Genomic DNA, 25,849 nt, shown 5'->3' with positions numbered 1-25,849 from the left:
GGTTTTTAACTCATAGCCTTGTGACTAGAGGCAAAGTGCAATCATAGCCACAGCACAAACATAACCCACTAGCCAGACTAGTGAGCGCAAAATATCCTGGTTTATGTAGTAAAAAATACAATACAACACACGGGCAATAACATGCATAATCGCAAGGGTTTCAGTCACCTGATAGATATTATTGCTACCGATTACGACCGCCAGCGCTACTGCAAAAATAATCAACGATTCAAAGCTATTTTGGTGTGCAGCCAATGCACGAGCACCAAAGCCGGTTAGTTTTGCTTGTTGTTCACGTGGGTGCTTGTTGTCATAGCCTGACAACTTATTTTGTGCAAAAGCCACAGGTGCTTTAGCTAAATAGGGAATGAGTACTGCGATGAGTGCGCAGATAATCAGTGTTGTCATGATATTTCCTTATCTTGTTTAAATTACTCTCTACCCTATCGTAAACAAAAAAAAGCCGCTACTTATAACAGCAGCGGCCAGCAATAGCATCATTGTCACTATAGCCTAATGCTTACCTAAAAGCCCTGCGGCATATTGTCACAGCTGAGTTTTTCTCAAGTTGGTCGATAAGCTAATGCTCTCATTCTTTGGTTTTGTTACTCTAATTGCCTCTCCTAATTAATTTATTTTCAATATGACTTGGATTTTCTTAACCATTTTTGCAGCATTTATGCAGTCATGGCGCAATGCGCTGCAAAGTAAACTCAGTGCGACGGTCAGTGTTGCTGGGGTAACACTTGCTCGCTTCATTGTTGCCAGTCCTATAGCGGCCCTTTATTTATTAGCACTATATCAATACCAAGATGCAGCTTTTCCTGACTTTAACTTAGCTTTTATTAGCTACATTGTTGGTGCCAGTATTGTTCAAATCGTTGCCACTGGTTTGATGGTAAAGCTTTTTAAAATGAATAACTTTGCTGTGGGTGCCGGGCTTGCCAAAAGTGAAGCGCTAATGGCAGCGATTTTAGGTGTTATGTTTTTTGGCTCTGCACTTTCATTACTTGGCTGGATTGGGGTATTTATTGGTGCTATCGCCGTACTGCTATTGAGTGGCATCGCGAATGTTAAACACTTTAATTTAGGCACTGCCCTACTTGGGCTGGCTTGTGGCACTTCATTTGCGCTTTCATCTTCATGGATCCGTGAGGCAAGCTTAAATTCAGGACTGACTTTCCCGCACTCAGCTGCGTGGGTATTGCTGCTGATAATTAGCTTACAAACGTTGATGCTGTGCGTGTATATTGCATTCAAAGAGCGCGATACGTTTAAAAAGATGTGGCATCACAAAGGCACTACCACGGCAGTCAGTGTTTGTAGCTGCTTAGGCTCGATAGGTTGGTTTAGTGCTATGAGTTTGCAGCACGTTGCTTATGTAAAAACACTAGGACAAGTTGAAGTTTTCTTTACCATTATGGTATCGATACTTTGGCTAAAGCAGCCATTAAAACGCCAAGATACAGCAGGGCTTCTGTTAATTGCACTGGCAGCCATTCTTGTTATGCTACCTAGTTAGTTACATTTTTGTCATTAAAAAAGCGGCTATGCCGCTTTTAATTTCGTTAATGACTAATTTTAAGAGTTATCACACCACTTATTATTAAAAGTACTCCGGCAATGCGGCCAAATGTCGCAGCATCACCATAAAATAAAATACCCACCAAGAAGGTGCCTGCTGCCCCTATACCAGTCCATACAGCATAGGATGTTCCCATTGGGATATCTTTTTGCGCCAACCACAACATAAAGCCACTTGCGACCATAAAGGCAACGGCTATCGCAATACCTAACCAGCGACTGTCAGCTTCTTGAGACATTTTAAGACCAACTGGCCAGCCAATCTCTAGCAGTCCAGCAACAATTAAATACAACCACGCCATTATTGGTCTCGTTTTTTCAAGATCACGTCATATAAGTCTTCACGGCGGTCTTTTAAGTTTCTAACTGTACCTTCACTGTGAAGGATTTTCAGCTTATCCATATCTAGATCACTGAATAACAGCATTTCAGTATTAGGTGTTGCTTCATTCAAGGTTGCATCATGCGGAAACGAAAAATCAGAAGGGGTAAGAACAGCCGATTGAGAATACTGTACATCTAAACTCTCTACCTCAGGTAAATTACCAACAGAACCCGCAATCACAACATAACATTCATTTTCAATTGCACGCGCTTGTGCACAATGACGAACACGTAGGTAACTGTTTTTAGTATCAGTCCAAAATGGCACAAATAAGATATCTAACCCTTGCTTTGCAAGGATACGTGAAAGCTCAGGAAACTCGACATCGTAACAAATTTGAATACCGACACGACCTGCATCTGTTTCAAATACAGCAATTTTGTCACCCCCTTGGATCACCCAGTCATTTTGTTCGTGAGGCGTAATATGAATTTTACGCTGCTCATCAATCTTACCGCTTCGGTGACATAAATAGCTGACATTATAAATCTTATCGCCTTCAGCTAGCGGCATAGACCCGGTGATAATATTGGCATTATATTCAACTGCCATACGCGACATTGCATCACGAAAAGTTTCTGTGTACTCCGCTAAATAACGAATTGCCTCAGTTTGATTACTTTGCTCAGTGAGGCCCATTAATGGCGCATTGAAGAATTCCGGAAACAGAATAAAGTCACTTTTATAATCAGATACCGTATCAACAAAATACTCCACCTGTTTGAGAAGCTCTTCAACAGACTCAACACAACGCATTTGCCATTGTACGGCACCGACTCGGACAATTGACTTGGTTGACTCAAGTACCGTATCAGTCGGCTCAAACATAATGTTATTCCACTCTAGTAAAGTGGCATAACCGACAGATTCTTGATCTTCAGGAAGGTACTTTTTGAGTAAACGTTTTACTTGGAAGTCATTAGAAAGCTGAAAACTTAAAATCGGATCATAAAGCTCTTTGTGGTCAACTTTTTCGATGTACTCCATTGGCGACATTTCTGCACTGTGATTGTAATAACGCGGAATTCGCCCACCCGCTAAAATAGCGCGTAAGTTATACTGACGGCACAGCTCTTTACGTGCATCGTATAAACGGCGCCCAAGTCGCATCCCTCGGTGAGTTGATGATATAACCACATCTAAACCATAAAGCGCATCGCCTTCAGGGTCACTAAATACTCGGTCATGGCCATCAACAATATCTTCATAGGTATGCGGGTTCGAAAAACGAGCATAATCTACCTGAACACTTAACGCGATGCCCACTAAAACACCATCGTCAACAATGCCTATTTGTCCTTCTGGAAACTGATCTATCAGCCTAAAAATGGTGTGGCTTGGCCATGCACCGCCAAGCCCTGGATATGCTTGGTCCATAAGAGTTTTTATTTGTGGGTACTGTTCTTTAGTTAGATTACAGATCTCTAAATGCGTTTTTTCGGCCGGCATAGATACTCCTTTTTTAGGCACGAGATAACAAGCAAAGCAAACATTCAGTCAGCATGTTTCTAGATTAGCTTTAACTAGAGTGGCATCAAATCCCCACTCTGCCAAGACCCAAAGCTTAACAAACGTGATGTGAACAAACGCTTATCTTCACTGATAAACATTCGCTGCAAGCGTTTACACAGCAAAAGCGATCAATTATAAACCTGCATTGCTCAACTTTTCATCTATAATTACGCTACACTCCATGTGTATTTGAGGTGGGATTGATCAAACGTCTACTAAAAAAATCAAAGCAATCTGGCTTAGAAGAGATTGAGCATGTTAAGTTTCTAATTATTTGTAAAATTGCCTATTTCGCGCTCATTGTTCATGTCTTGCTAATCCCCGCGTTTGCCCATATAGGTGCAAACATGCTTGCTTTAGTTAATATTTTGAGTGTTCTCGCTTGGGCCAGCGGCATCTTTTTAATTAAGCAAGGACTGACTTCCCTGGCACTTCGAGTATTTTCCTTGAAGTAATTATTCATGCTGTGATTGTCTGTGCCACCCTTGGTTTAGGTGCGGGGTTTCAGTTTTACTTGTGGACAGTCTCTTGTATTTTAATGATCGACTACCAATTAACTTTTAAACGAGCGGCAATCTATAGCTTAGTAATGATTGCCACATTCGCCCTTCTCTATGTGTTTTTTGCGGACGTTCAGTACAGCTTTGCTTACCCAGAATTACTTCCACACGTTAATGTGATAAATATTATTATTGCTGGCTTACCCATGGTATACGGCATGGGTTTAATTAGAGAAATCACCATATCACAACGAATTGAGTTAACAGAAATGGCAGCCCGCGATCCTCTCACCAAACTTTATAATCGTCGTTTTGCAAAAAAATTAATTACCTCAGCACATAAGAAAAGTATTGAGCAAGATAGCAATATTTGTATTGTTATGGCAGATATCGATAAGTTTAAAAATATCAATGACAACTACGGCCATGATAAGGGTGATACGATACTCATTAATGTTGCCAAACTAATTAGCCAATTCATCAATGATGAAGATATTGCTGTACGCTGGGGCGGCGAAGAATTTTTATTATTATTAACCAATACAGATGCAAAACAAGCCTACGCAAAAATTGAAACTTTGCGTATAAAAATCGCCGAGCTAGAAGCGCATCCTGATTTCCCTGATATCAATGTAACTATGAGCTTTGGACTCATTGAGTGGCAACCACTCGCTTCGATAGAAAAAATGTTGCAACATGCCGATGAGGCTCTTTATAGAAGCAAGCATGCAGGACGCAACCAAACGACCGTTGCCAAGGGAGAATGTCCTGCTTTTAAGGATGCTGATGCGGTTAATTAACCGCATCAATGGTGATACTGTGAGCAATCTCTTGAGGCAATAATGGCGTTAAACCATTGCTGACATAGTCGTTGAATCCAGCTCTATAAAATTCCGACAATGGATGTCCCGATTGACCACCAGGTATAGCCATAATGGCATTATCTAAGTGTCCTGGTTGTACAATAAAACGCTGCGAAGCACCAAAGCTACGCCCTTGTACCGCAGGCATAAAGGTATCACCAAAACCAGGGGCTACAGGCATATTTAACAAGCTTTTAAGTACGGGTATTTGTTTGGCAAACGGGTGCTCAATCACTAATTCGTTGACCTTACCCCATTGCCAACTGTGTGGATTGTTGCCGTACTGCTCTGTGAGTTTAGTAATCACGCGATCAAAGGCGCCTAACATTTGTTGCTGCCAATTTTCGTACTTAGGATTTAACCATGTTTGAGGCTGAGCTTTGATAAGTTGCCAAACGGCAGGCTCTAAGTCTCGTTTTACTGGCTTTAAGCTACTATCGAGAGCTTTTAGCTTATTCTCAATTGGACTAAATAAACCATTGATCACTTCACTGCGATAACGTTTTACCAAGGTATAGCCAACTGAGTCACTACAAGCGCACGCCTGCCAATTGTTTAATTCATTTAAATATAAGGCATATTTATCGCCTGCAGCGCTAAGCTGTTTGACTAGTAATTGATGCCAAGCAGTTAAGAAGCGTGCTTCGTTATCATGTTGTAAGTCATAAAAATCTTGTTCGTTGAACTGCTGTTTTTCAAATAAGCGATCGCGAATTTGTGCAGAGCGAGCCCCCATTGCATAGCCACCATTACCAAAACGCTGATTATCTTGCGCAGAAACAACCCGTGAGTTTCCTGTCCATAACCGACCACTTTCTGGGTTTTTTACAAATGGACGCTGCGTTTCGTTTTCATGCCAAGCAGCAGGATACGCTTGCTCAGAAACAGCTAATTGATGCGGTATTTTACGAGCGGGAACTGCTCCCATATTTTTCCAAGCAGCATTACCTTTATCATCAACAACTATCAGGTTTTGTACTGGAATACCAACGTCCGCAGCAAGCGTTAATGCATCATCAACATTGTTTGCTTGCTCAAGCTTAAGCAACTCCATATCAACCGCATACTCATGGTGAGCAACCCAACTTAAGGCATAAGGTTTGCCGTTAATTTCTTTAACAGGGCCATACTCACTCATGGTTAAAGCATAATTTTCAACGTTGCCATCATTAAGTAAGATGGGTTCATCTATCAGCCAAGTTTTCTCTTTACTCTCAAGAGCAATCCAATCGGCAGTATCTAGATAACCATTAGTAAATCCCCAAGCTATTTTATTATTGGTACCAACAACAATGGCTGGAGCCCCGGGTAATGACACACCAGTTATTTGTTGCATTTCACCATTTAATGGGTAATTAAGCTGCGCACGATACCAAATAATTGGCACTGCAAATGATAAGTGCATATCGTCAGATAGCATTGCAGCACCCGTTTCAGTTAGCTGCCCAGTGACTGCCCAGTTATTACTACCAAGCTCTTTACGGTTTGCAATCTCGGTCGAAGCCCATAAAGCGTCTTTAAGCGCAGGAATACCGCCGTTATAAGGTGCAAGCTGACTGTTATCGAGCGCGGCTTGATATTGGCTTGGCTGAGTAATAAAGTCGACCATCGCTTTGCCATATAGGTCTTCGATTTCGATCAGCGTTTGGTCACGCTCAAACGTAGCAGTTTGTAAATCTAAGTACATGCTAAAAATGATTAGTAAGCTGTCTTCACTTTGCCAAGGTTTTGCTTCAGCGCCAGTGAGCAAATATTCAAAGCTATCATAGCCAACTTGTGCATGGCCTTCATTGACCCCATTTGCATATGCTTGCAATAGCACTTTATCTTTAGCAGGTAATTGCGCGACTGCAATCTGGCTACGTTTTCGTAATTGATGAAAACGCATTTTTTTATCAAGCCCAACAGCAGCTTTACCAAATAACTCACTAAGTTCACCTGCCGCATTGCGGCGCAGTAAGTCCATTTGAAAGAATCGGTCCTGACCATGAGCAAAGCCTAAGGCATAGGCCGCATCTAAACGGTTCTCGGCATGAATAACAGCCTGCCCTAAGGAGTCCCGTTCAATCTTTACTGATTGCGAAATAGCATCACTTTTACCCCGGCCATCAAGTGTCGGTAAACTTAAATTTAATACGCCATAAACAAGCCCGGTTGCCAGTAACACCAATACAAACAGGCCTATGAGTAACCATTTGATTATCTTAAACATGCCAATTTTCCTTGCGCTGAAGTAACACTGTATTAACCTGGTATATTAACCTGAGTTTTATGAAAAAATAGTGTTGCGATACAAATAATTAAATTTAACGTCCTAGGTTAGCTGTTCATTGTTAATTACCACAGAAATTGTCTATAGTAGGTAGATAGTATAAAACCTGATATTTCTCATGCCGCTAGCGACCGAAGCAGATAATAAAAAACTACAAAAATTGAAGCTAGCCTTCTGGTTATCACTTGCCTGTATCGTGGTAATTGGTCTTTTAATCGAGCAAATTAATTACAATCGTGAAAAAGATGCTTTTCGCTCTCAAGAACTAGCGAAAATAAGCGCTTATCGCGCAGAACTCGAAGCAAAGATGGTTTCTAACATTCAACTTGTGCGCGGCCTTGCTGTTGCCGTTGCTGCCGAGCCAAATTTAGACCAAGCTCGCTTTACGCAAATAGCTAGCCCCTTATTTTCAACCTCCTCAGAGCTCAGAAACATCGGCGCAGCCCCAGATATGATTATCCAGATGACTTACCCTCTTGCGGGGAATGAGAAATCTATTGGACTAAACTTTTTAGAAGCCCCTCGGCAACGCGATGATGCAATTAGAGCACGAGATGAAAACCGTATTGTTATGGCTGGCCCATTAGAGCTGGTGCAAGGTGGCCAAGCGCTGATAGCAAGAATGCCCGTATTCACACCACCCGAGCTCACTTTTTGGGGATTACTCTCGGTGGTACTCGATATAGATAAGATCTACAGTAACTCAGGTTTAATTGCACTGAGTCAACATTATGAAGTTGCGCTGCAAGGGCGCAACGGCCGCGGTTCAAAAGGTGACTTTTTTTACGGTTCTAAAGACGTGCTCAACACCAACCCTCTGAGTTTTAGAATTAACTTTCCAGGTGGTGAGTGGCAAATGTATGTCACACCTAAATCTGGATGGCAGCCTCCAAGCTCTGCAATTTGGCCACTGAGACTAGCCATTATTTCATTCTGTATTTTGTTTGCTGGCGCTTCAGTATTCTTCTTACGTATGGTTGAACGACAGCACAAGAGCGAGCGAATGCTAGAAACCATGAGTAGCCTCGCCAAAGTCGGTGCTTGGTCATTCAACCTTGAGAAAAAAACCGTATATTGGTCTGACATGACCAAGCAAATATTTAAGCTTCCCTTAAATGTCCAGCCTGAATGGCCTACTAACTATACTCTTTTCAAAGCCGGTGAAAGTCGTGAAAAAATTCGCCGCCTTAACGAGCGCGCAATTAAGTATGGTGAAAGTTTTGAAACACAAGTAGAGATTATCACTGCTGAAGGTGATGAAGTTTGGGTACTGTTACACGGAGAAGCTGAGCATAAAAATGGCCGCTGTATAAAATTATTTGGCTCACTGCAAAATATTGATACCCGTAAGCGAGTAGAGCTCGAAAATAACAAGATCGCCTTACATAACGAGATCCTTGCATCATTAACCGTCAATGATGCTGTACTGACAGGTAACCTTAACCTTTCTAAACATGTCATTGTGCAAGCTATTTGCCATGCATTCGATATTGATCGCGCGAGTATTTGGTTATTCAGTGACGATCGTCAATCGCTCAACACCTTTGCGATTCACGACCAGAGTCAGCCTGAATTTAGTGAAGCAATATCACTACAACAAATTGAATTTCAAAATTATTTTGATGCCATTAATAATCACGCTGTGATAAATGCCAGTGATGCACAGCAACACCCACTGACTAGCGATTTACGTAGCAATTACCTAGATTGGTTTAATATACGCTCAATGCTCACCGTGATAATTCCAACAGGAAGCAAAACGATGGGGGTAGTGTGCGCTGAAAAATGCCATAACCGCAGACATTGGAGTAAAAATGAAGAGAGCTTTTTAATCGCTGTTGCTGCGTTAATTGGAAGTTTACACGCAAGTCAGCGCCGTATAGAGACTGAGCATCAGCTAGTCCAAGCAAAAGAGGCAGCTGAACAAGCAGTAAAAGCCAAAAGTGAATTTTTAGCGAGCATGAGTCATGAGATCCGCACACCCATGAATGGCGTGATTGGGATGCTCAATATCATTAAGCAAACCAAATTAGACAACCAGCAAAGCCATCATATCGATTTGGCGCAATCATCGGCTGAGTCTTTACTGCATATCATTAATGATATTCTAGACTTTTCTAAAATTGAGGCTGGTAAACTCGATATTGAAAATGTGAGCTTCAACGTATTAAAACTACTTGGCGATACGATTGAATCGTTTGCTATCAAAGCAGAGCAAAACAATACCAAGTTACTGTTAGATACTACACAACTTAATCATGGGTTTATTATTAGTGACCCGAATCGTATTAGACAAATCATCAATAATTTAGTGAGTAATGCCGTTAAATTCACCAAAGATGGTGAGATTATCGTCATCGCCAAACTCGAAACAAGCGACGAAGAGTTGTTTTTGAACTGCTCTGTTATTGATTCTGGCGTTGGGATTAAACCTGAAAAACAAGCCACCTTATTTGACTCATTCACACAAGCAGATGCATCAACCACACGTCAATACGGCGGGACAGGACTTGGGCTTGCGATTGTCAAACAGCTCTGCCAGTTAATGGAGGGGGATGTCAGTGTAATTAGCTCATATGGGGAAGGCAGCACCTTTAATTTTTCTGTAAAAGTTAAACGTGATCACACAAAACAAGCACCTGAACCTAGCCACATCTTAGATAAAAAGCATATTTTAATTGCTGATAACTGTAAGCTAAGTATCAATATCACCAAAAAACAGTTGCAGTTGTGGGGTGCTGAAGTAGAAGCATATAGCGATATGTCAAGCTTACTCAATTGTGCTTCAATGCCTGACAATAAAGGTTGTGATGCAATTTTAGTTGATTATCAGTTTTATAGCAGCGCAACAAAAGAGCACCAACAAGCGTTCTTAAAGTACTTTAATGCCACTAGCTGCAAACGAATTCTGATGGCACCAATGAACCTTACGGAAAAACAAACAAGACAAACAATAAAAGTTGAGAGTATTATCTTCAAACCATTAACACAGTCTGATTTATTTAATTCACTAGTAAATGACAAGTACATTGAACAGCAGCAAGTCAGTAAAGAAACGTTAATAACCAAGGCTGTAACCAATAACAGTAATACAGAGTCACAGGTTTTGCTCGTTGAAGATAATAAAGTGAATCAGATGGTCGCCGGCTCATTATTAAAACAAGCAGGCCTTAGTTTTGATATTGCCGAAAATGGTCTTGAAGCAATTGCAAAACTTTCAAGTCGTGAGCAAAGGCCTTATCTTTTAGTGTTAATGGATTGCCAAATGCCAGAAATGGATGGTTACCAAGCAACACGGGCCATTCGTGCTGGTAAAGCAGGTGCAGCTCATCAAGGGGTTAATATCGTCGCACTGACAGCAAATGCAATGCAAGGTGACAAAGAACGTTGTTTAAATGCTGGTATGAACGACTACGTCACCAAGCCCCTTAAATTTGACTCGCTCAATAAAAAGTTAACAGTGTGGCTAAGCACTGAAGAATAAAGAAAGAGAGTAAAACCATGCAATTATCATCAATTCAACAACGCGTTATTGGCTGTTTACTCGAAAAGCAAAGTACAACACCCGAACATTACCCATTATCTTTAAACTCACTTACTAATGCATGTAATCAAAAATCTAACCGTGAGCCAGTAATGTCTCTAACTGAAGCGCAAGTCCAAGATACCCTTGATGAACTTATTGCATCACGCTTGGTAACGGTTGATGAAGGACTGTCAGGGCGTGTAAATAAATATGCTCATCGCTTTTGTAATACCGAGTTTGGCAGTTTGCAATTTAGTGAGCAGCAACGCGCTATTATTTGTTTGTTACTATTACGAGGCCCGCAAACACCGGGAGAAACTAAGAACTCGCAGCAACCGACTGGCTGAGTTTAGTAATGTCAATGAAGTCGAAGCAGCATTAAATGCACTCATCGAGCAAGAATATGTTGCACGCTTAGCACGAGAGCCTGGCAAACGAGAAAGCCGTTACATGCACTTATTTGTAGACCCAGACAGCATTACTGAAGACATGGCAGCTAATGAGCCTTTTCAGGACAACAGTAGTGAAGTGCAACAATTACGAAGCGAAATCGAAGATCTTAAGCAACAAATTAACGCAATAAAAGCGCATTTAGGTCTTTAATAAAAATCACGCCCGTAACATAATGTATAAAACGCTGACAACCACAACGAAAAATAGGAGCTCTACCATGCGTGCCGACATTCTGGCGGAAATGAAAGTCCAACCAACTATTGATGTAAAAGCGGAAATTACCCGTCGCGTTAACTTTCTTAAAAGCCGACTTATTGCTGCGCACTCTCGCTCACTTGTATTAGGGATCAGTGGTGGTGTTGACTCATCAACCTGTGGCCGTTTATGCCAATTAGCTGTTGATGAACTAAACCAAGAGCACAACACCAACGAATATCAATTTATTGCAGTACGCTTACCTTATGGCGTACAAGCAGACGAAGACGAAGCGCAACTCGCGGTTGATTTTATTCAACCGAGTAAGCGTATGACGGTTAATATCAAAGCTGCTGTAGATGGCATGCATGAGCAAGCAATGGCTGCGGTTGTTGGTGGTAATGCTGAATTACCAGAGCAAGCTAAAATCGACTTTATCAAAGGTAATGTAAAAGCGCGCCAACGCATGGTTGCGCAATACGAAATTGCCGGTTTCTGTCAAGGCTTAGTGGTTGGTACCGATCACAGTGCAGAAAACATCACTGGCTTTTACACTAAATTTGGTGACGGAGCGTGTGATTTAGCACCGTTATTTGGTTTATCAAAACGCCAAGTTCGTGCGCTTGCTGAGCACTTAGGTGCGCCAGCTGTACTAGTACATAAAGCCCCAACCGCTGACTTAGAGTGTGACCGCCCAGGCCTTACCGATGAAGAAGCGCTTGGCTTAACTTACGATCAAATTGATGATTTCTTAGAAGGTAAAGATGTCAGCAATGAAGTCGAAGAAAAGCTAACAGCTATTTACTTACGTACTCAGCATAAGCGCCAAGCAATCCCAACGGTTTACGATGCGCTTTAAATAACGATCAATAATTCATAAATAGTAAACGACACTTCTAGGGCAATGAGTAGCACTAAAAAGCTAATGAGTTGCCCACTTTTCACTCTTGCACACATATAAGCACCTAGCGGTGCGCCCAGCACCACAACAGGAATAGCAGCTAATAGATAGGCTTGAATTTGTGGGTTAATAGTCTCGAGGTAAAAATAATTCATAACACTTGCTACGACAGACGTCACAGCCATAATGATCACAGTGGTTGCCGTTGCACGTTGAATATTCGCGTTATATGCAATAACTAACAGCGCAAAAACAGCAATATCGGCGCCCGACCCAACCAATCCCGATGCAACACCACCAAGCGTAGCTATCAACGCGACTCGCGTTTTATTTACGGTGATCTTTGTCTGGCTACAAATATGCTGAGCTCGGCGATAAATACGCCACGCTAAGGTCAACGCAAAACATAATAATAGTGCACTAAAGACCGCTTTCACCGCTAACCTTGGTAAGTGATCAGCAATGAAAAATAAACTCAATATAGCGCCGAAAATAGCCATTGGCGTCGCGATTAATACCACTTGTTTGTAATAAGGGATACGGCTAAAAATAATTGTTAAAGCAGCAGCTGTCATACCAAAGCTTTGTATAGCAAGAGAAAACACTTTCGCTGTCGCAGGTTCTATCGCTAATATTTTGGTCATTACCGGAAACGCTACCGCACCGCCTCCCAGAGCAGTGCCACCAGCGACAAATGAGCCAACCGCCATCGTTGCAGCAATACTCAATTGCGTCACAAAATTACTCACTGCATTAGCGGGGCCTTGCAAAAGCAATAAAGTACAATAAACAGCGATAATAAATAGCCATGGTACGGTTCGTAGCCAGCTAAATGATTTAATGACAGCAAGCATAATGAAAAAGAAAAGTATCAAGTATGGCTATTATGCCTGAGACTGAAAACCGGGCAACTGATCTATGATTGCCAGTATTGCGTAGAATGTTTGGCAACATGAATGCAGTAAAGGTGAAATAGTTCTGTAATTTGGTTTATAGTTGTTACAGTTAAATACATTACTTTTCAAATCAAAAATCTAAGGTTTTATATTAGTTTATGTCATCGCCCATTTTAATTACTGGCGCAGGCCAACGTATTGGACTCGCTGTGGCCGAGCACTTTTTAGCGCAAGGGCAAGAAATAATAGTAACTTACCGTACCCGTCATGAAGCGATTGATGTGCTTGCAGGTAAAGGTGCCATTTGTATCCATGCCGATTTTAATAATGACCAAGCTATCGGGCATTTTATTGAAGAATTAAAAACCCATACCAACCAACTCAAAGCAATTATCCATAATGCGTCTAGCTGGGACTGTGAAGCAAATAACCACGATTACGCAGACCTATTTGACAACATGATGCGTATTCACGCCAAAGCGCCCTATTTAATCAATTTAGCAGCCTCTGACTTGCTATTACATTATCAGCAAAACAGTGGCCAAGCCGCAGATATTATTCATTTAACCGATTATGTCGTTGAGAAAGGCAGTCCTAAACACCTAGCTTATGCTGCAAGTAAAGCGGCGCTTGATAATTTAACCAAGTCGTTTGCTGCTAAATTCGCACCTGCCATTAAAGTAAATGCAATTGCGCCTTCGTTGATCATTTTTAACGAACACGACAGCGACGAGTACAAAGCAAAAACATTAAAGAAATCGCTAATGGGCATTGAGCCCGGCTGCGCCGAGATTATTAACAGCGTAGAACTATTACTAAACAGTCACTACATCACAGGTCGTTCTATGCCTGTTGATGGTGGCAGACATTTAAAATAACGAATTACTGAGAAAGCTATGCACGATGATTTAAAAAACAGTTACCAGCAAATAATTAGCGCAGTGGGTGAAGATCCTGCTCGTGAAGGATTACTCGACACACCAAAGCGCGCTGCAAAAGCGATGGAGTATCTGACTAAAGGCTATCGTCAAACATTAGATGAAATCACCAACAATGCGGTATTTACTTCAGATGCCGATGATATGGTATTGATCCAAGACATTGAGCTTTACTCTATGTGTGAACATCACTTACTGCCGTTCGTTGGCCGCTGTCATATTGCTTATATCCCAAACGGTAAAGTACTTGGCTTGTCAAAGTTTGCTCGTATTGTTGACATGTATGCTCGTCGTTTTCAAATTCAAGAACAGCTAACCCACCAAATTGCTAAAGCGGTTGAAGAAGTGACTGGTGCGAAAGGCGTTGGCGTAATTGTTGAAGCAAAGCACATGTGTATGATGATGCGCGGTGTTGAAAAGCAAAACTCGAGTATGCGTACATCAGTTATGTTAGGTAACTTCAGAGCCGATCCAAAAACCCGTAACGAGTTCTTACAACTAGTTAGAGGGTAACGATGGCCAACGCAATTATTAATGTCACTAATCTCAGGCTACGAACCTTTATTGGTTTTAACCCTGAGGAACGTGAGAAAAAACAAGATGTAGTGATTAATTTAGAAATTCATTACCCTGCTGATCAAGCTTGTGAGACTGATGCGGTTGATAAAGCACTAAACTACAAGACCATCACCAAAGAAGTGATCAGCCTTGTCGAAGAAGGCCACTTTTTGCTATTAGAAAAATTGGTTGCTGAAATTTTAGCAATTTGCCACCAGCATCAAAGTGTTCACTATGCCAAAGTGCGCGTCGATAAACCTCATGCGCTGCGTTTTGCTGATTCAGTATCACTGACCCTTGATTGGCAAAAAAGCTAAAATAGTTTTTCTAGCCCTACCGCAAAGGCAAGCACAGCTAAATAACGTGCGCCTTTGCCTAGGGTTACGAGAAACAAAAAGAGCGAAAACTTAACCCTAAAAATTCCGCCAACAACCGTTAAAGGGTCCCCAACAATAGGCAGCCAAGCAAACAACAAACTGTAAATACCGTACTTATTGAATTGCTTTTCGGCTTTGTCTATCGACTTTTCTGAAACGGGAAACCATTTGCGGTCTTTAAATCGCATGACTTGCGTGCCCAGCCAATAATTCACGCAACTCCCAAGCACATTGCCCACGGTTGCACTTAGCCATAACAACCAAAGTAGATAGTCACCACTGGCTATCATAGCAGTCATCACTAATTCTGAAGAGCTAGGTAATAAGGTTGCGGAAATAAACGCGCTGAGAAATAACGATAAATAGGCCATAAACATAACATAAAAAAGCTCAGCAAACGGCTGAGCTTTTAATATACCCAAACCACCTTACTTTATAAATTCTATCGCCATTGGGTATTTAACTTCTTTACCATCGTTGGCTTTAATCGCCGATACTACCACCATAATTAATGAGAATAGCGCTACCAATGGCAGCAGAATGACACCAATGACAACAAACATCAGCATGAAGCAGACAATGTAGGCGATCATCATGGTTAATTGAAAGTTTAATGACTTGCGGCCATGCTCTGCAACGAGCGGCATTTCTTCTTTTTTTACAAGCCAAACAATCAAAGGCCCAATTACCGAGCCGAACGGGAAAAGCAAGCCAGCTAAGGCACTTAAGTGACAAAACATTGCCCACATGCGCTGCTCTTTATCTGCCACAATTATTTCAACTTTTTGATTATCATCCATTTTAAATTCCTTGTTATGGGTCTGTTTATTTCTCTACTATAAACCTTAATGACCTTTTACCCTAGCTAAATTGATTAAATTTAAAGCTCTCAACCAACACAAAAGGCTGTAATCAACGTTGTGATAAAAATGTGATAACTTCGTGAAGGTTTCTGGATATTGCTATTCGATACTGATTTTGAATCATCAAAAACAGGAATCTAATATGAAAGCTTTACCTTTAACTTTGTTCGCTGCATGCGCAGTAACCAGCCTTGCAAGCCACGCTGCTGAGCTTGATATAAAACTAACTAACCTCACGCAAGGTTTACACTTTACCCCTATTCTCATTACTGCTCATAACAGTGACAACAAACTTTTCAGCGTTGCAATGCCTGCTTCTACAGCCTTACAAACGATGGCTGAGGGCGGCAATCTCGAGCCGTTAATGAGTGAAGCCACAGCCGCAAACAGCGATATGGTTGCCAACCCAGCTGAAGGTTTACTGGCACCAGCAAGCTCAACGATGGCTAGCTTATCCACCAAGGATGGCAATAACTACTTATCTCTAACAGCAATGCTACTGCCTACCAATGATGGCTTTGTAGGTTTAGATAGTTGGATGATCCCAGCAGAAGCTGGTACCTACACTGTTTATCTCAATGCGTATGATGCGGGTACCGAAGCCAATGATGAGCTTGTTGTTGAGGGCTCAGGCATGCCGGGCACGCCAGGCATTCCTGCTGCACCGGGTGGCAATGCGGGTATGAATGGCAGCGGCGTCACCAGTAGCGAAACAAATATGATGGTGCATATTCATCCGGGTAATTTAGGTGACGACGATTTAGAAGCGGGGATGAGCGATCTCGATAACACAGTACACAGATGGTTAAACCCAGTTGCGATGCTAACAGTTACGGTTAAATAGGAGGTTATTATGCGCTTTTCAAAAAGCTTAATTATCCTCGCATTGAGCGCCGGCCTTGCAGCCTGTGGGGATTCAGATAAATCATCAGACAACATGGATGAAGCGCTTGAAGAAATGACAATGGAAATGGGTGAGATGGCGACAAATCATCAATTTATGGTGGAGGTAGTCAACCTCACTGCTGCCCAGCCATTTTCTCCTATTGCTGTGATTGCTCACACAGAAGGCATGCTTTGGCAAATTGGCGAGCCAGCATCTGAAGCTCTTGAAATTATTGCTGAAGGCGGCGATAACAGCGAGCTACTCGCTGCAGAAATGACAATGCAAGCAGCTTCCGACGAAAGCCCATTACCACCTGGGGAGCAAGTCACATTGACCCTGACGACAGGTGAGCTTGATTCATTAAAAATCAGCTTAGCAACCATGTTGGTGAATACAAATGACGCGTTTACCGGTCTTAATGCTATAGACGTGTCTTCGTTAGCGGTTAATGAGTCACTGTCTCGCACTAGTTTTGCCTATGATGCAGGCACAGAAGCTAACTCTGAAGCACAAGGCACGATCCCTGGTCCTGCTGACTCAGGCGAAGGTTACAACGAAATGCGCGACGATACTAACCGTGTTGCAATGCACCCAGGTGTGGTTAGTCAAGATGATGGCCTTGCAAACTCAGTGCTCACTAGCCAGCATAAGTTTGATAACCCGGTTGCTCGGATCAAGATAACGCGGACGCAATAATAATCGCACTCCTTACACCGAGGTTATAAGGATGTGCCTCTGTGATTTGGAGTAAGCAATGCGCCAAGAAAAATTATTAATCGTCGAAGATGATAGAGCAATACGCCAACTTATCAGCACGCAATTACACTGCCTGAACTTACATATTGATGAAGCATCGAGCGCAGAGGCTGCAATAAAGAAGCTTGCCAGCTCGAGCTATGGCTTAGTACTGCTCGATATCAACCTACCACAAATGGATGGCTTGAGCTTATGTCGCAAAATTAAAGAGCACTACCCAAGCATTGCTGTTATTTTACTAACCGCACTCAGTAGTGACATGGACAGAGTGATTGGTCTGGAAATGGGCGCTGATGATTACATTTGCAAACCTTTTTTCGCTAGAGAGTTACAAGCACGAATAAAAACTCAATTACGGCATAGGTCGCAACTGATAGCAGCCCAATCACATCATGAAGACAGCGCTCAAGCGGCAATTCAACTTGGAGAGCTTCACATTGAATTTACCAGCCACCAAGCATTTTTAGCTGATAAGGCAATTAACTTAACCGCTACCGAATTTGATTTACTCGTTTACTTTGCCAAGCACCCAAATCATGTTTTTAGTCGCCAACAGTTACTTGACCAAGTATGGGGTTATCAACACAGCGGCTACGAGCATACAGTCAATTCTCATATAAACCGTTTACGTAGTAAATTTGAGCAGCATCACCCAGCAACCTTTATAGAAACAGTCTGGGGTGTAGGTTATAAACTAAATCCAGGTCAGTTGAGTGCAAGCTAATGAAATCAATGACGCTTTATCAAAAACTTGCTTGGTCATTGGTGCTTATTTTTAGCCTGTTATGTGCGCTGGTTTTAAATTGGAGCAAGCAATTAGAGCAAAGCTCTGTACACCATGCCCAGCAAAACTTGCACCTCCAACTAGCCGAGCATTTAGTGCACGACAATCCACTGATCAAACAAGGTGTGTATGACTATGATGCGCTAGAAAACCTATTCCACACACTAATGATACTTGGCCCAGCTTTTGAGTTTTATTTTGTAGACCCTGAAGGTCATTTACTGACTTATTCAGCCAAGCCGGGGCAAGTCGTTAGGCAACAAATAAACTTAGGCCCAATACAGAAACTAATTGAAGACCCAACTGCCACACCGATTTATGGTGACGATCCGCGCAGCAAAGATGGCGTAAAAATATTTTCAACTGCGTCGGTTCATAATCAGCAACAGCTGCAAGGCTATTTATACGTGATTATTGGCGGGCAAGATTACGATACAACCCTTAAAAACATTAAAGCCAATGATAACCTTTGGCTTGCCGCTATGTGGTTTGTAGCCGCCTTAGTTGCGCTCTTTATTGCGATGTTGCTGTTATTTCGGTTTTTCACCTTACCACTAAAAAAACTCAATAAAGAGCTTAATAAAATAGAAGCGGCTAACTACAGCCTAACCAAAATGTCATTGGATTCTAGCTACACAGCTCATGATGAAATAGGCAATTTAAGTAAAGGCGTCAACGCCATGCTGGCGCGTATTGATGAGCAGTTTCAGTCATTACAGCAAGCCGATAAACAACGCCGAGAGTTACTCACTCACTTATCACACGATTTACGTACGCCGCTATCTTCACTGCACGGCTTTCTGGAGGTGATCAATAAACCGAATAGCCACTTAAACGAGCCTGAGCAACGTCATTATCTCAACCTTGCAATGGATAATTGCCAGCAACTAAAACAGCTGATTGAGCAAATTTTTGAATTGGCTAATTTAGAATGCGGCCAAGTAAAAATACAATCCGAGACCTTTAATTTGGGCGAGTTGATTTATGATTGTGTAGCAAAGCTTGCTCTAACAGCGCAATCAGCAGGAATTTCACTCAAGGTTATTCCCGAAATTTGCGATTTTACCGTGACGGCAGACATCGCAAAATTAGAGCGGGTGCTTACAAACTTAATCGAAAATGCCATTCGGCACACACCAAATGGCGGTGAAATTGCCGTTAAGGTTAGCCAACAAAGTGATCAGTTATACGTGGCAGTGTCTGATACCGGGGTTGGTATTCATGAGGATGAACTCAATGCGATTTTCGAACCTCACTATCAGGCGCGTAATAGTATAAAACGAGGCTCAACAGGCTTAGGGCTCGCTATTTGCAAGCAACTGCTCACCCTAATGGATAGTGAAATAAACGTAAAAAGTACCTTAGGAAAAGGCAGTGAATTTCGTTTTAATTTAGCTATGCAGGCACCCGCTTAATCACGGATGCCTGTGTTGTTATTATTTTTCGATACCCGCCAAATCGAGCATAAAGGCGTAATATAAAGCGGTATCTTGCAAGCTTTTAAAGCGCCCAGAAGCACCGCCATGCCCTGCTTCCATGTCAGTTTTGAACAGCAACAGGTTATCATCGGTTTTATATTCACGTAGCTTAGCAACCCATTTTGCCGGCTCAAAATACTGCACTTGTGAGTCGTGCAAACCGGTAGTAACTAACATATTTGGGTAAGCCTGCTTCTTAACTTGGTCGTACGGCGAATATGACAGCATGTAATCATAATAGACTTTATCGTTCGGGTTACCCCACTCGTCATACTCATTCGTTGTGAGTGGTAAGCTGGCATCAAGCATAGTCGTAACTACATCAACAAAGGGTACTGCGGCAATCACCCCTTTATATAGCTCAGGCGCTTGATTAACAACAGCCCCCATTAGCAAGCCACCCGCACTGCCACCCATGGCAAAAATATTATCTTTATCAGCATACTTTTGAGCAGCTAGAGACTTAGTCACATCTATAAAATCATTAAAGGTGTTTTGTTTCTTCAGCAACTTGCCGTCTTCGTACCAAGGGCGACCCAGCATTTGCGAGCCACGAATATGCGCAATCGCAAACACAAAACCACGATCAAGCAAACTTAAGCGTGAACTTGAAAAGCTCGGATCCATGGTCGCACCATACGAACCATAACCATATTGCATAAGCGGATTAGAGCCGTCTTTTTTGAACTTGTCTTTACGATAAACAAGGCTAACAGGAACATCGACACCATCTCGGGTAGTCACATAAACTCGCTCAGAGGCATAGTTGTCAGGGTTAAAATCACCTAACACTTTACGCTGTTTAAGCAGTGTTTTTTCGCCACTTTCTAGGTTGATATCGTAGCTGCTGCCTGGCGTCGTCATACTTGAATAGTAAACACGTAAGTTAGGGTTATCTAACTCACGATTACCATAACTAAAGACCATATAAGTTGGGTCATTAAACGCAACGACTTGCTCTTGTTGGTTACGAAGGTCGCGAATAGTGATTCGGGTTTGCCCCATTTCTCGCTCTTCGTAAACTAAATGATTGTTAAATAACTCAATGCCTTCAAGTTTCACGTTATCACGACCAGCAATTATCGTTTGCCATTGTGCTTTATCATGAGCTTTATCGCGATGCACTTTCATCAGTTGGAAGTTAACAGCATTTAAATTAGTAACGATGTAATACCAATCACCTAACTTTTTGATGTCATATTCAAGCCCTGCTTCGCGTTCAATAAAACGTTTTGGCATTGCTTTGACATCATTAGCATCAATAACCGAGACACCCGAAGCACTGGTGCTGCCATGACTAATATAGATTTCTTGTTGGTCTTTACTCTTATAAATACTGGTGTAGTAACTGGTGTTTTTCTCTTCGTAAACGAGTTCGTCGTCGGCTTGCGGGGTGCCTAGCGTATGGCGATATACTTGGTAGCCTAACAGCGTTTGTAGGTCTTTTTTGATGTAGTAAAAGGTTTTGTTGTCATTTGCCCAGACTACATCACCTTCCGTGCCTTCAAGGCTTTCTGTGAGCATTTTACCTGTGGTTAAATCTTTTACTTTAATTGTGTAAATACGGCGACTCACAGTGTCTTCACCATAAGCCAGCAAATTGCCATTTGGGCTGACAGCTAAACCTGTTACGGCAAAATAGTCATGATTTTTAGCCAGCTCATTCACATTTAAGATAACCTGCTTATCCTCTCCTTGGCCATCTTTGCTGCGCACATACACTGGGTATTCGTCATCACCGCGCGTTTGTGAGAAGTAGTAATAATCGCCTTTTTTTGTCGGTACGGTATCGTCATCCTTTTCAATACGTCCTTTAAGCTCTTCGAACAAGGTGTTTTGTAGCGTTTGAGTATGTGCCAGCTTGCTTTCAACATACGCATTTTCTGCATTTAAATGGGTAATAACAGCGGCATCTTTGCGCTCATCATCACGCATCCAGTAGTAGTTATCGATACGTGTGTCACCATGAATGGTCATTTCATGAGGTATTTTTTTAGCAAGCGGAGCTACAACCTGAACTTGCTCTGTTATAACGGCTTGCTCTTTATTATCTGGGACTTTATTACACGCTGATAGAACAGCTAAAGAGAGTGCCGCAAGGCAAAGTGAATGGCCAACTTTCATGGGATTCCTGTATTAGTTTTATTATTCTGTCTCCAATATAAGTAAAAAAACGGCAACATATAAGTAGCCTTTGTGAAGCAATGTAAAAAGGGAGCCGAAGCTCCCTTTTATTGTTTACTTATCAAGTAATTACTTTTGCTTACGACGACGCATAAATGCGAACGGTGCAGCAAGTAATGTTAACCATGCTAGTGAACCTGAAGAAGATTTTTTCTTCGCTGGTTCTTCAGCTACAACATCTTCTGCCGGGTCTTGTGTCACTGCAATAGTAATAGTAACCGCTTCTGACATGTTGCCTGCAGAGTCAACCGCAGTTACTGATACTTCGATAGAGGTTGTTTGCTCATAATCGATAGCGCCAGCAACCATTAACTCACCCGCATCACTGATGCTGATGCTATCACTACCTGTCACTTCATATGTTGCGATAGGAGTCAGGTCTGCATCTGGGTCAGTCGCAGTCACAGTGCCAATTACAGTACCTTCCGCAGCGTTTTCTTGAACCGTGAATTCACCAAGCTCAGCATCGATCACAGGGTTAACTTCTTCTGGCTCGTCAGCAACGTTCATTACCTCAACAGTCACCATCGCTGGCTCAGAGATATTGCCTGCAGAATCTACTGCAACAACTTCAAGTTCAATACTCATCATGCCAGCATCGTAGTCAAGCATGTCGCTATTCATAACAACAACATCACCTGATGCAGTCACTGAAACAGCTGTAGAAGTAGAATTAACTACAATATATTCAGCGATTGGGTTAGCAAGCTCAGCACCATAAGTTGCTTCTAGTGAACCAATCACAGTATCTACCGCTGTGTTTTCGTCTACAGAGAATGACGCGTCAGCAAGAACTGGAGCAACGTTAGCATCTTCGCTTGGTGTTGCTGCGAACGCTTTTGAACCTGAGTCAGATAAGATCATGAAGTCTGCACCAGCATTCAATAATGTTGCAGAAGCACCTGGTTCTAATGAGCTAACGACTTCACCAGCTTCATCAACAAGTGCTGCATATACGTCACTTGATGCATCAGTAAATGTATATGTACCCATTGCAACATCACCTTCACCTGATGCAATTGGCGTCCACGTTTCTTCTTCTGTACGGAAACGTACATTTGCAGTCGCTTTACCAATATCATCAGCAGTAAGGCCAAATGCGCCTAGACAGCTTTGCATTGTAAGGTGGTTGTTACCAATAATTTGATAAACATTGTTGAGGTTACCCGAAGAGCTGCCATAGCCGTGAGTAAAGGTAATCGCAGTACCCGGCTCTACATCATAGAACCACTCTAGTTTACCATTTTGCACTGTAACATCGTATGTACCATCTTGGTCAATATCGAAGTCAGCCATGAAACCACCCACGTAAGAGTGTGTAATACCTTCATTCATAACCATCGTGGTTAATGTAACATAGCCGCTATCACAGATATCTGTTGGTACTGCAAATGTTTCAATAGATGCACCCACTAAATCAAAACGTTGGTCTTCATCTACATCATCAGTCATTACAGTAGGAGCAAACACTGGTTCAAGTGCTACCGCACCTGTATTTGTTATCTGATGAGCAACACCATTGTCTGTCATTACAGGCATGAAGCTCATCGCAGCATTTGCTTTTGGTAATACATGGTAAACAAGGTGGAATGCTTCATCGCTACCATCAGAGAAGATTAGCGCACCATCAAGCTCTAGTTTGGTTAAATCAGCCGTTGCATCTTGTGAGCCGATATTATCATCCGTTAATGTCCATTCTGGTAACGTTGCCGGATCAATTGTTGCTGTCACATCAAATGACATAGTTTGACCCGCAGGAACAGTGATTGAATCTGGGTAATCAAGTGAGAATGAACCACGCTCAACGTCATCTGCATAACGTTGTTCAAGAGAAAGTGTATAAACTTTGTCTTCATTAGAGAAGTTCTTAACTTGAACAGTTTTCGTTAGCTCAACAGTTTCTGATGCACTTACTAAACCAAACGAAAGTGCCGCTTGCTTAGTATCAGCTGCCCACGCAGCTACAGGTAAATTTGCAGCTTTGTTTACATCAACAAGACCCGCACCGATGTAACTAATTGGCGCAAGTTCTGCATCCGGGTTAATTGCTAACGGCTCCATAGTCACATTTAGGTTAGCAGTGTTCATTAACGTCGCTTTGATTTCAAGCGCATTACGCTCTGGTAGCGCTTCTTTTAATAAGCTCACCGCACCTGCTGTGATAGGACCAGAGAATGAAGTACCTGTTGCGCCAGTAAGGCCATCACCTAGACCAGGATGAGCAGTCATGATGTTTACGCCTGGTGCTGTAATTTCAGGTTTTAATAGACCACCCATTGAAGGGCCACGCGAAGTGAAGTCTGCAATTGCACCAGATAGAACTAAACGCTCAACTGTTAGGTTGAATGTACCACCCGCTTTTAAAGCAGTACCCGCTGCAAACGTTACACCTATTGAAGGTATAGTAACAGCAGGATCTGAACCACCCATAGGTGCTGGCGTGCCATCATCAGTGTTGTTTGCAATAATAACAAACTCAGCGCCTTTAGCTTGTGCAGCTAATACCTTAACTGTAAATGCACATGCACCACGGTCGATGATAACGCCTTTACCTGTGAAATCTACGTCATCAGCAAACGCTTCACACGCTGTCTGGTTTGCATCTGGGTAAACAAGATCCAAGTTTTCATTAGTGTAGCTAAATGCAGTTTGCGGACCAAAGCTTGCAGGCTGAACAATTGCTGCTTCGCCATTAATTGTACCGCTACCAATTGACTCTTCACCGGTAGGGTGAGTCATCGCACCTACTGAAAGTGCGTTCTCAGTGGTACTTGGGCCACCAACGATGAAAGGATATGCACCGTCATTACCCGCTGAAATTACAACGTTTGTGCCAAGCTTAACAGCTTGGTTGATGAATAGACCAACAGCATCATTGGCAATATCACCGTAGTCACCACCTAAAGACATGTTAATTACATCAACACGGTCGCTAATGTCACCATTACCATCAGGGTCCATTGCGCTTTCAAGCGCGAGAAGTTGTGCAAGACCAGGACAACCACTGTTACATACAGAGTAAACGAATAGATCTACGTTTGGCGCAATACCGTTAACCGAGTGAGAAACGTGTGTACCGTGGTTAGTTGTCACATCAATTGGATCGTTGTCATAATTGATGTAGTCATAACCGCCTAATACTTTACCTTGTGGCCAATCTACAGAAGCAGGATCAGCAATTGCAGCAGCATAAGCTTCATCAGTACCCGCACCACCAAAGGCTTTATGGGTGTAATCGATACCCGTATCAAGAACAGCAACACGAACACCTTCACCTGTCGCTAATCCATTAGATACTAATGGAGTCGCTTCAATATAGTCAGCGCTGTCAGCAACATGCAATTCATAATCGTATACTGGGTAAATACCCTCTACTTGAGAGTTTGATAATAACTTAGCAACATCTTGCTTGTTACCATTAACTACGATTGAGCTTACTAGTGTTGATGTTTTTGCAACAACCTCAAGTGGTAAGTCCATGCTATTAATAGCTTGCTCTACGCTTGCTTGCGCTACTTTTGCTTGTGCTTGAACAGAGGCTACATCAACACCCATTGTTTTAGCATTAATTGATGCTGGAGCATTTAACTTAACTAGCCAACTAGTCGCTTCACTGCGTACTTTTTGTTCTTTTTTTGTTACCGCACTCGCTTTAATTAACTTTTTACCAGCAAGATTATACTTAGAAAAATCATTGGCTTGTGCACTAGCGCACATAGCACTCGTTACAGCCAAAGCAACTGCAGTTCTTTTTATTAGATTTTTAGACATGGGTTCCCCTGGGATATGTTATGTTATCGTCTAAATAGTGATTGAAACAAAGTTTCAGCACCAATATAAATCGGAAACATAAGCAAGAACAACATTACAGTTACAAAACAATTACATTTTTTACAACGTAAAGTACGCTTAAATCTTTAACCAACTGTTTGTTAAGT

Annotated in this window: 21 protein-coding genes and 1 pseudogene; 13 read left to right on the top strand and 9 right to left on the bottom strand. The window is 42.1% G+C overall.

Annotated elements, in window-relative coordinates; translation table 11 throughout:
* Positions 1 to 24: 24 nt before the first annotated feature.
* Entirely contained in the window at positions 25 to 408 is a 384-nt protein-coding gene (locus HYD28_02860) for an MAPEG family protein (protein ID QLE07991.1), read from the bottom strand.
* Between the two features lie 235 nt (positions 409 to 643).
* On the opposite strand from HYD28_02860, the gene HYD28_02855 reads away from it, so the two are divergent.
* A complete protein-coding gene (locus tag HYD28_02855) occupies positions 644 to 1,522 on the top strand; it encodes a multidrug transporter (protein QLE07990.1) in 879 nt (292 codons plus the stop codon).
* Between the two features lie 46 nt (positions 1,523 to 1,568).
* Here the strand turns inward: HYD28_02855 and HYD28_02850 are convergent, their stop codons facing one another.
* Positions 1,569 to 1,886, bottom strand: coding sequence for a multidrug efflux SMR transporter (locus HYD28_02850; protein ID QLE07989.1), 318 nt, complete (start codon positions 1,884 to 1,886; stop codon positions 1,569 to 1,571).
* A complete protein-coding gene (locus tag HYD28_02845) occupies positions 1,886 to 3,418 on the bottom strand; it encodes a bifunctional GNAT family N-acetyltransferase/carbon-nitrogen hydrolase family protein (GenBank protein QLE07988.1) in 1,533 nt (510 codons plus the stop codon). The genes HYD28_02850 and HYD28_02845 overlap by 1 nt, the downstream gene beginning before the upstream one ends.
* Positions 3,419 to 3,681: 263 nt before the next feature.
* On the opposite strand from HYD28_02845, the gene HYD28_02840 reads away from it, so the two are divergent.
* Positions 3,682 to 3,936 (top strand): hypothetical protein, encoded by a 255-nt coding sequence (locus HYD28_02840; protein ID QLE07987.1) that lies wholly within the window; start codon positions 3,682 to 3,684, stop codon positions 3,934 to 3,936.
* A gap of 83 nt (positions 3,937 to 4,019) precedes the next feature.
* Positions 4,020 to 4,781 (top strand): GGDEF domain-containing protein, encoded by a 762-nt coding sequence (locus tag HYD28_02835; protein ID QLE07986.1) that lies wholly within the window; start codon positions 4,020 to 4,022, stop codon positions 4,779 to 4,781.
* Here HYD28_02835 and HYD28_02830 read toward each other — a convergent pair.
* Positions 4,774 to 7,056, bottom strand: coding sequence for a penicillin acylase family protein (locus HYD28_02830; protein QLE07985.1), 2,283 nt, complete (start codon positions 7,054 to 7,056; stop codon positions 4,774 to 4,776). The genes HYD28_02835 and HYD28_02830 overlap by 8 nt on opposite strands.
* 178 nt (positions 7,057 to 7,234) lie before the next feature.
* On the opposite strand from HYD28_02830, the gene HYD28_02825 reads away from it, so the two are divergent.
* The 3 genes and pseudogenes from HYD28_02825 to nadE all read left to right on the top strand — a co-directional run bounded on the left by HYD28_02825 (position 7,235) and on the right by nadE (position 12,149).
* A complete protein-coding gene (locus tag HYD28_02825) occupies positions 7,235 to 10,600 on the top strand; it encodes a response regulator (GenBank protein QLE07984.1) in 3,366 nt (1,121 codons plus the stop codon).
* Positions 10,601 to 10,617: 17 nt separating this feature from the next.
* Positions 10,618 to 11,245 (top strand): annotated as a pseudogene (locus HYD28_02820) (DUF480 domain-containing protein).
* Between the two features lie 67 nt (positions 11,246 to 11,312).
* Positions 11,313 to 12,149 (top strand): ammonia-dependent NAD(+) synthetase, encoded by an 837-nt coding sequence (nadE, locus tag HYD28_02815; protein ID QLE07983.1) that lies wholly within the window; start codon positions 11,313 to 11,315, stop codon positions 12,147 to 12,149.
* Here nadE and HYD28_02810 read toward each other — a convergent pair.
* A complete protein-coding gene (locus HYD28_02810) occupies positions 12,146 to 13,045 on the bottom strand; it encodes a sulfite exporter TauE/SafE family protein (protein ID QLE10470.1) in 900 nt (299 codons plus the stop codon). The genes nadE and HYD28_02810 overlap by 4 nt on opposite strands.
* Positions 13,046 to 13,245: 200 nt before the next feature.
* Between HYD28_02810 and folM the strand changes: the two genes are divergently transcribed.
* Genes folM through folX form a run of 3 tightly spaced genes read left to right on the top strand, consistent with a single transcriptional unit; the run spans position 13,246 to position 14,900 of the window.
* The gene (gene folM, locus HYD28_02805; protein QLE07982.1) at positions 13,246 to 13,965 is read left to right on the top strand and encodes a dihydromonapterin reductase; all 720 of its coding nucleotides are present in this window, start codon (positions 13,246 to 13,248) and stop codon (positions 13,963 to 13,965) included.
* A gap of 18 nt (positions 13,966 to 13,983) precedes the next feature.
* Positions 13,984 to 14,538, top strand: a complete 555-nt coding sequence (folE, locus tag HYD28_02800) for a GTP cyclohydrolase I FolE (protein QLE07981.1) — start codon at positions 13,984 to 13,986, stop codon at positions 14,536 to 14,538.
* A gap of 2 nt (positions 14,539 to 14,540) precedes the next feature.
* Positions 14,541 to 14,900: a dihydroneopterin triphosphate 2'-epimerase gene (folX, locus tag HYD28_02795; GenBank protein QLE07980.1), complete on the top strand. Its 360-nt coding sequence runs from the start codon at positions 14,541 to 14,543 to the stop codon at positions 14,898 to 14,900.
* Here the strand turns inward: folX and HYD28_02790 are convergent.
* Both HYD28_02790 and HYD28_02785 read right to left on the bottom strand, forming a co-directional pair.
* A complete protein-coding gene (locus tag HYD28_02790) occupies positions 14,897 to 15,331 on the bottom strand; it encodes a DedA family protein (GenBank protein ID QLE10469.1) in 435 nt (144 codons plus the stop codon). The genes folX and HYD28_02790 overlap by 4 nt on opposite strands.
* A 57-nt stretch (positions 15,332 to 15,388) precedes the next feature.
* Positions 15,389 to 15,760, bottom strand: a complete 372-nt coding sequence (locus HYD28_02785) for a DUF4870 domain-containing protein (protein ID QLE07979.1) — start codon at positions 15,758 to 15,760, stop codon at positions 15,389 to 15,391.
* A 205-nt stretch (positions 15,761 to 15,965) separates the two neighbouring features.
* On the opposite strand from HYD28_02785, the gene HYD28_02780 reads away from it, so the two are divergent.
* The 4 genes from HYD28_02780 to HYD28_02765 are packed head-to-tail and all read left to right on the top strand — an operon-like array spanning position 15,966 to position 19,664.
* Positions 15,966 to 16,667: a spondin domain-containing protein gene (locus tag HYD28_02780; GenBank protein QLE07978.1), complete on the top strand. Its 702-nt coding sequence runs from the start codon at positions 15,966 to 15,968 to the stop codon at positions 16,665 to 16,667.
* A 9-nt stretch (positions 16,668 to 16,676) separates the two neighbouring features.
* Positions 16,677 to 17,405: a spondin domain-containing protein gene (locus tag HYD28_02775; protein ID QLE07977.1), complete on the top strand. Its 729-nt coding sequence runs from the start codon at positions 16,677 to 16,679 to the stop codon at positions 17,403 to 17,405.
* A gap of 58 nt (positions 17,406 to 17,463) precedes the next feature.
* Positions 17,464 to 18,189 carry a response regulator transcription factor gene (locus HYD28_02770; protein ID QLE07976.1) on the top strand — a complete coding sequence of 242 codons (726 nt, stop codon included), beginning with the start codon at positions 17,464 to 17,466 and terminating at the stop codon, positions 18,187 to 18,189.
* Complete coding sequence (locus tag HYD28_02765) at positions 18,189 to 19,664, top strand: HAMP domain-containing histidine kinase (protein QLE07975.1); 1,476 nt, start codon at positions 18,189 to 18,191, stop codon at positions 19,662 to 19,664. Before HYD28_02770 ends, HYD28_02765 begins: the two co-directional genes overlap by 1 nt.
* 21 nt (positions 19,665 to 19,685) lie before the next feature.
* Here the strand turns inward: HYD28_02765 and HYD28_02760 are convergent, their stop codons facing one another.
* A complete protein-coding gene (locus HYD28_02760) occupies positions 19,686 to 21,851 on the bottom strand; it encodes a S9 family peptidase (protein QLE07974.1) in 2,166 nt (721 codons plus the stop codon).
* A 129-nt stretch (positions 21,852 to 21,980) separates the two neighbouring features.
* Positions 21,981 to 25,682, bottom strand: a complete 3,702-nt coding sequence (locus HYD28_02755) for a S8 family serine peptidase (GenBank protein ID QLE07973.1) — start codon at positions 25,680 to 25,682, stop codon at positions 21,981 to 21,983.
* Between the last annotated feature and the right edge of the window lie 167 nt (positions 25,683 to 25,849).

This window comes from Pseudoalteromonas shioyasakiensis (genome assembly GCA_013391845.1).
Taxonomy (GTDB): domain Bacteria; phylum Pseudomonadota; class Gammaproteobacteria; order Enterobacterales; family Alteromonadaceae; genus Pseudoalteromonas; species Pseudoalteromonas apostichopi.
Note: the sequence above shows the minus strand (reverse complement) of the source record. Positions and strands in the feature narration are given on the sequence as shown.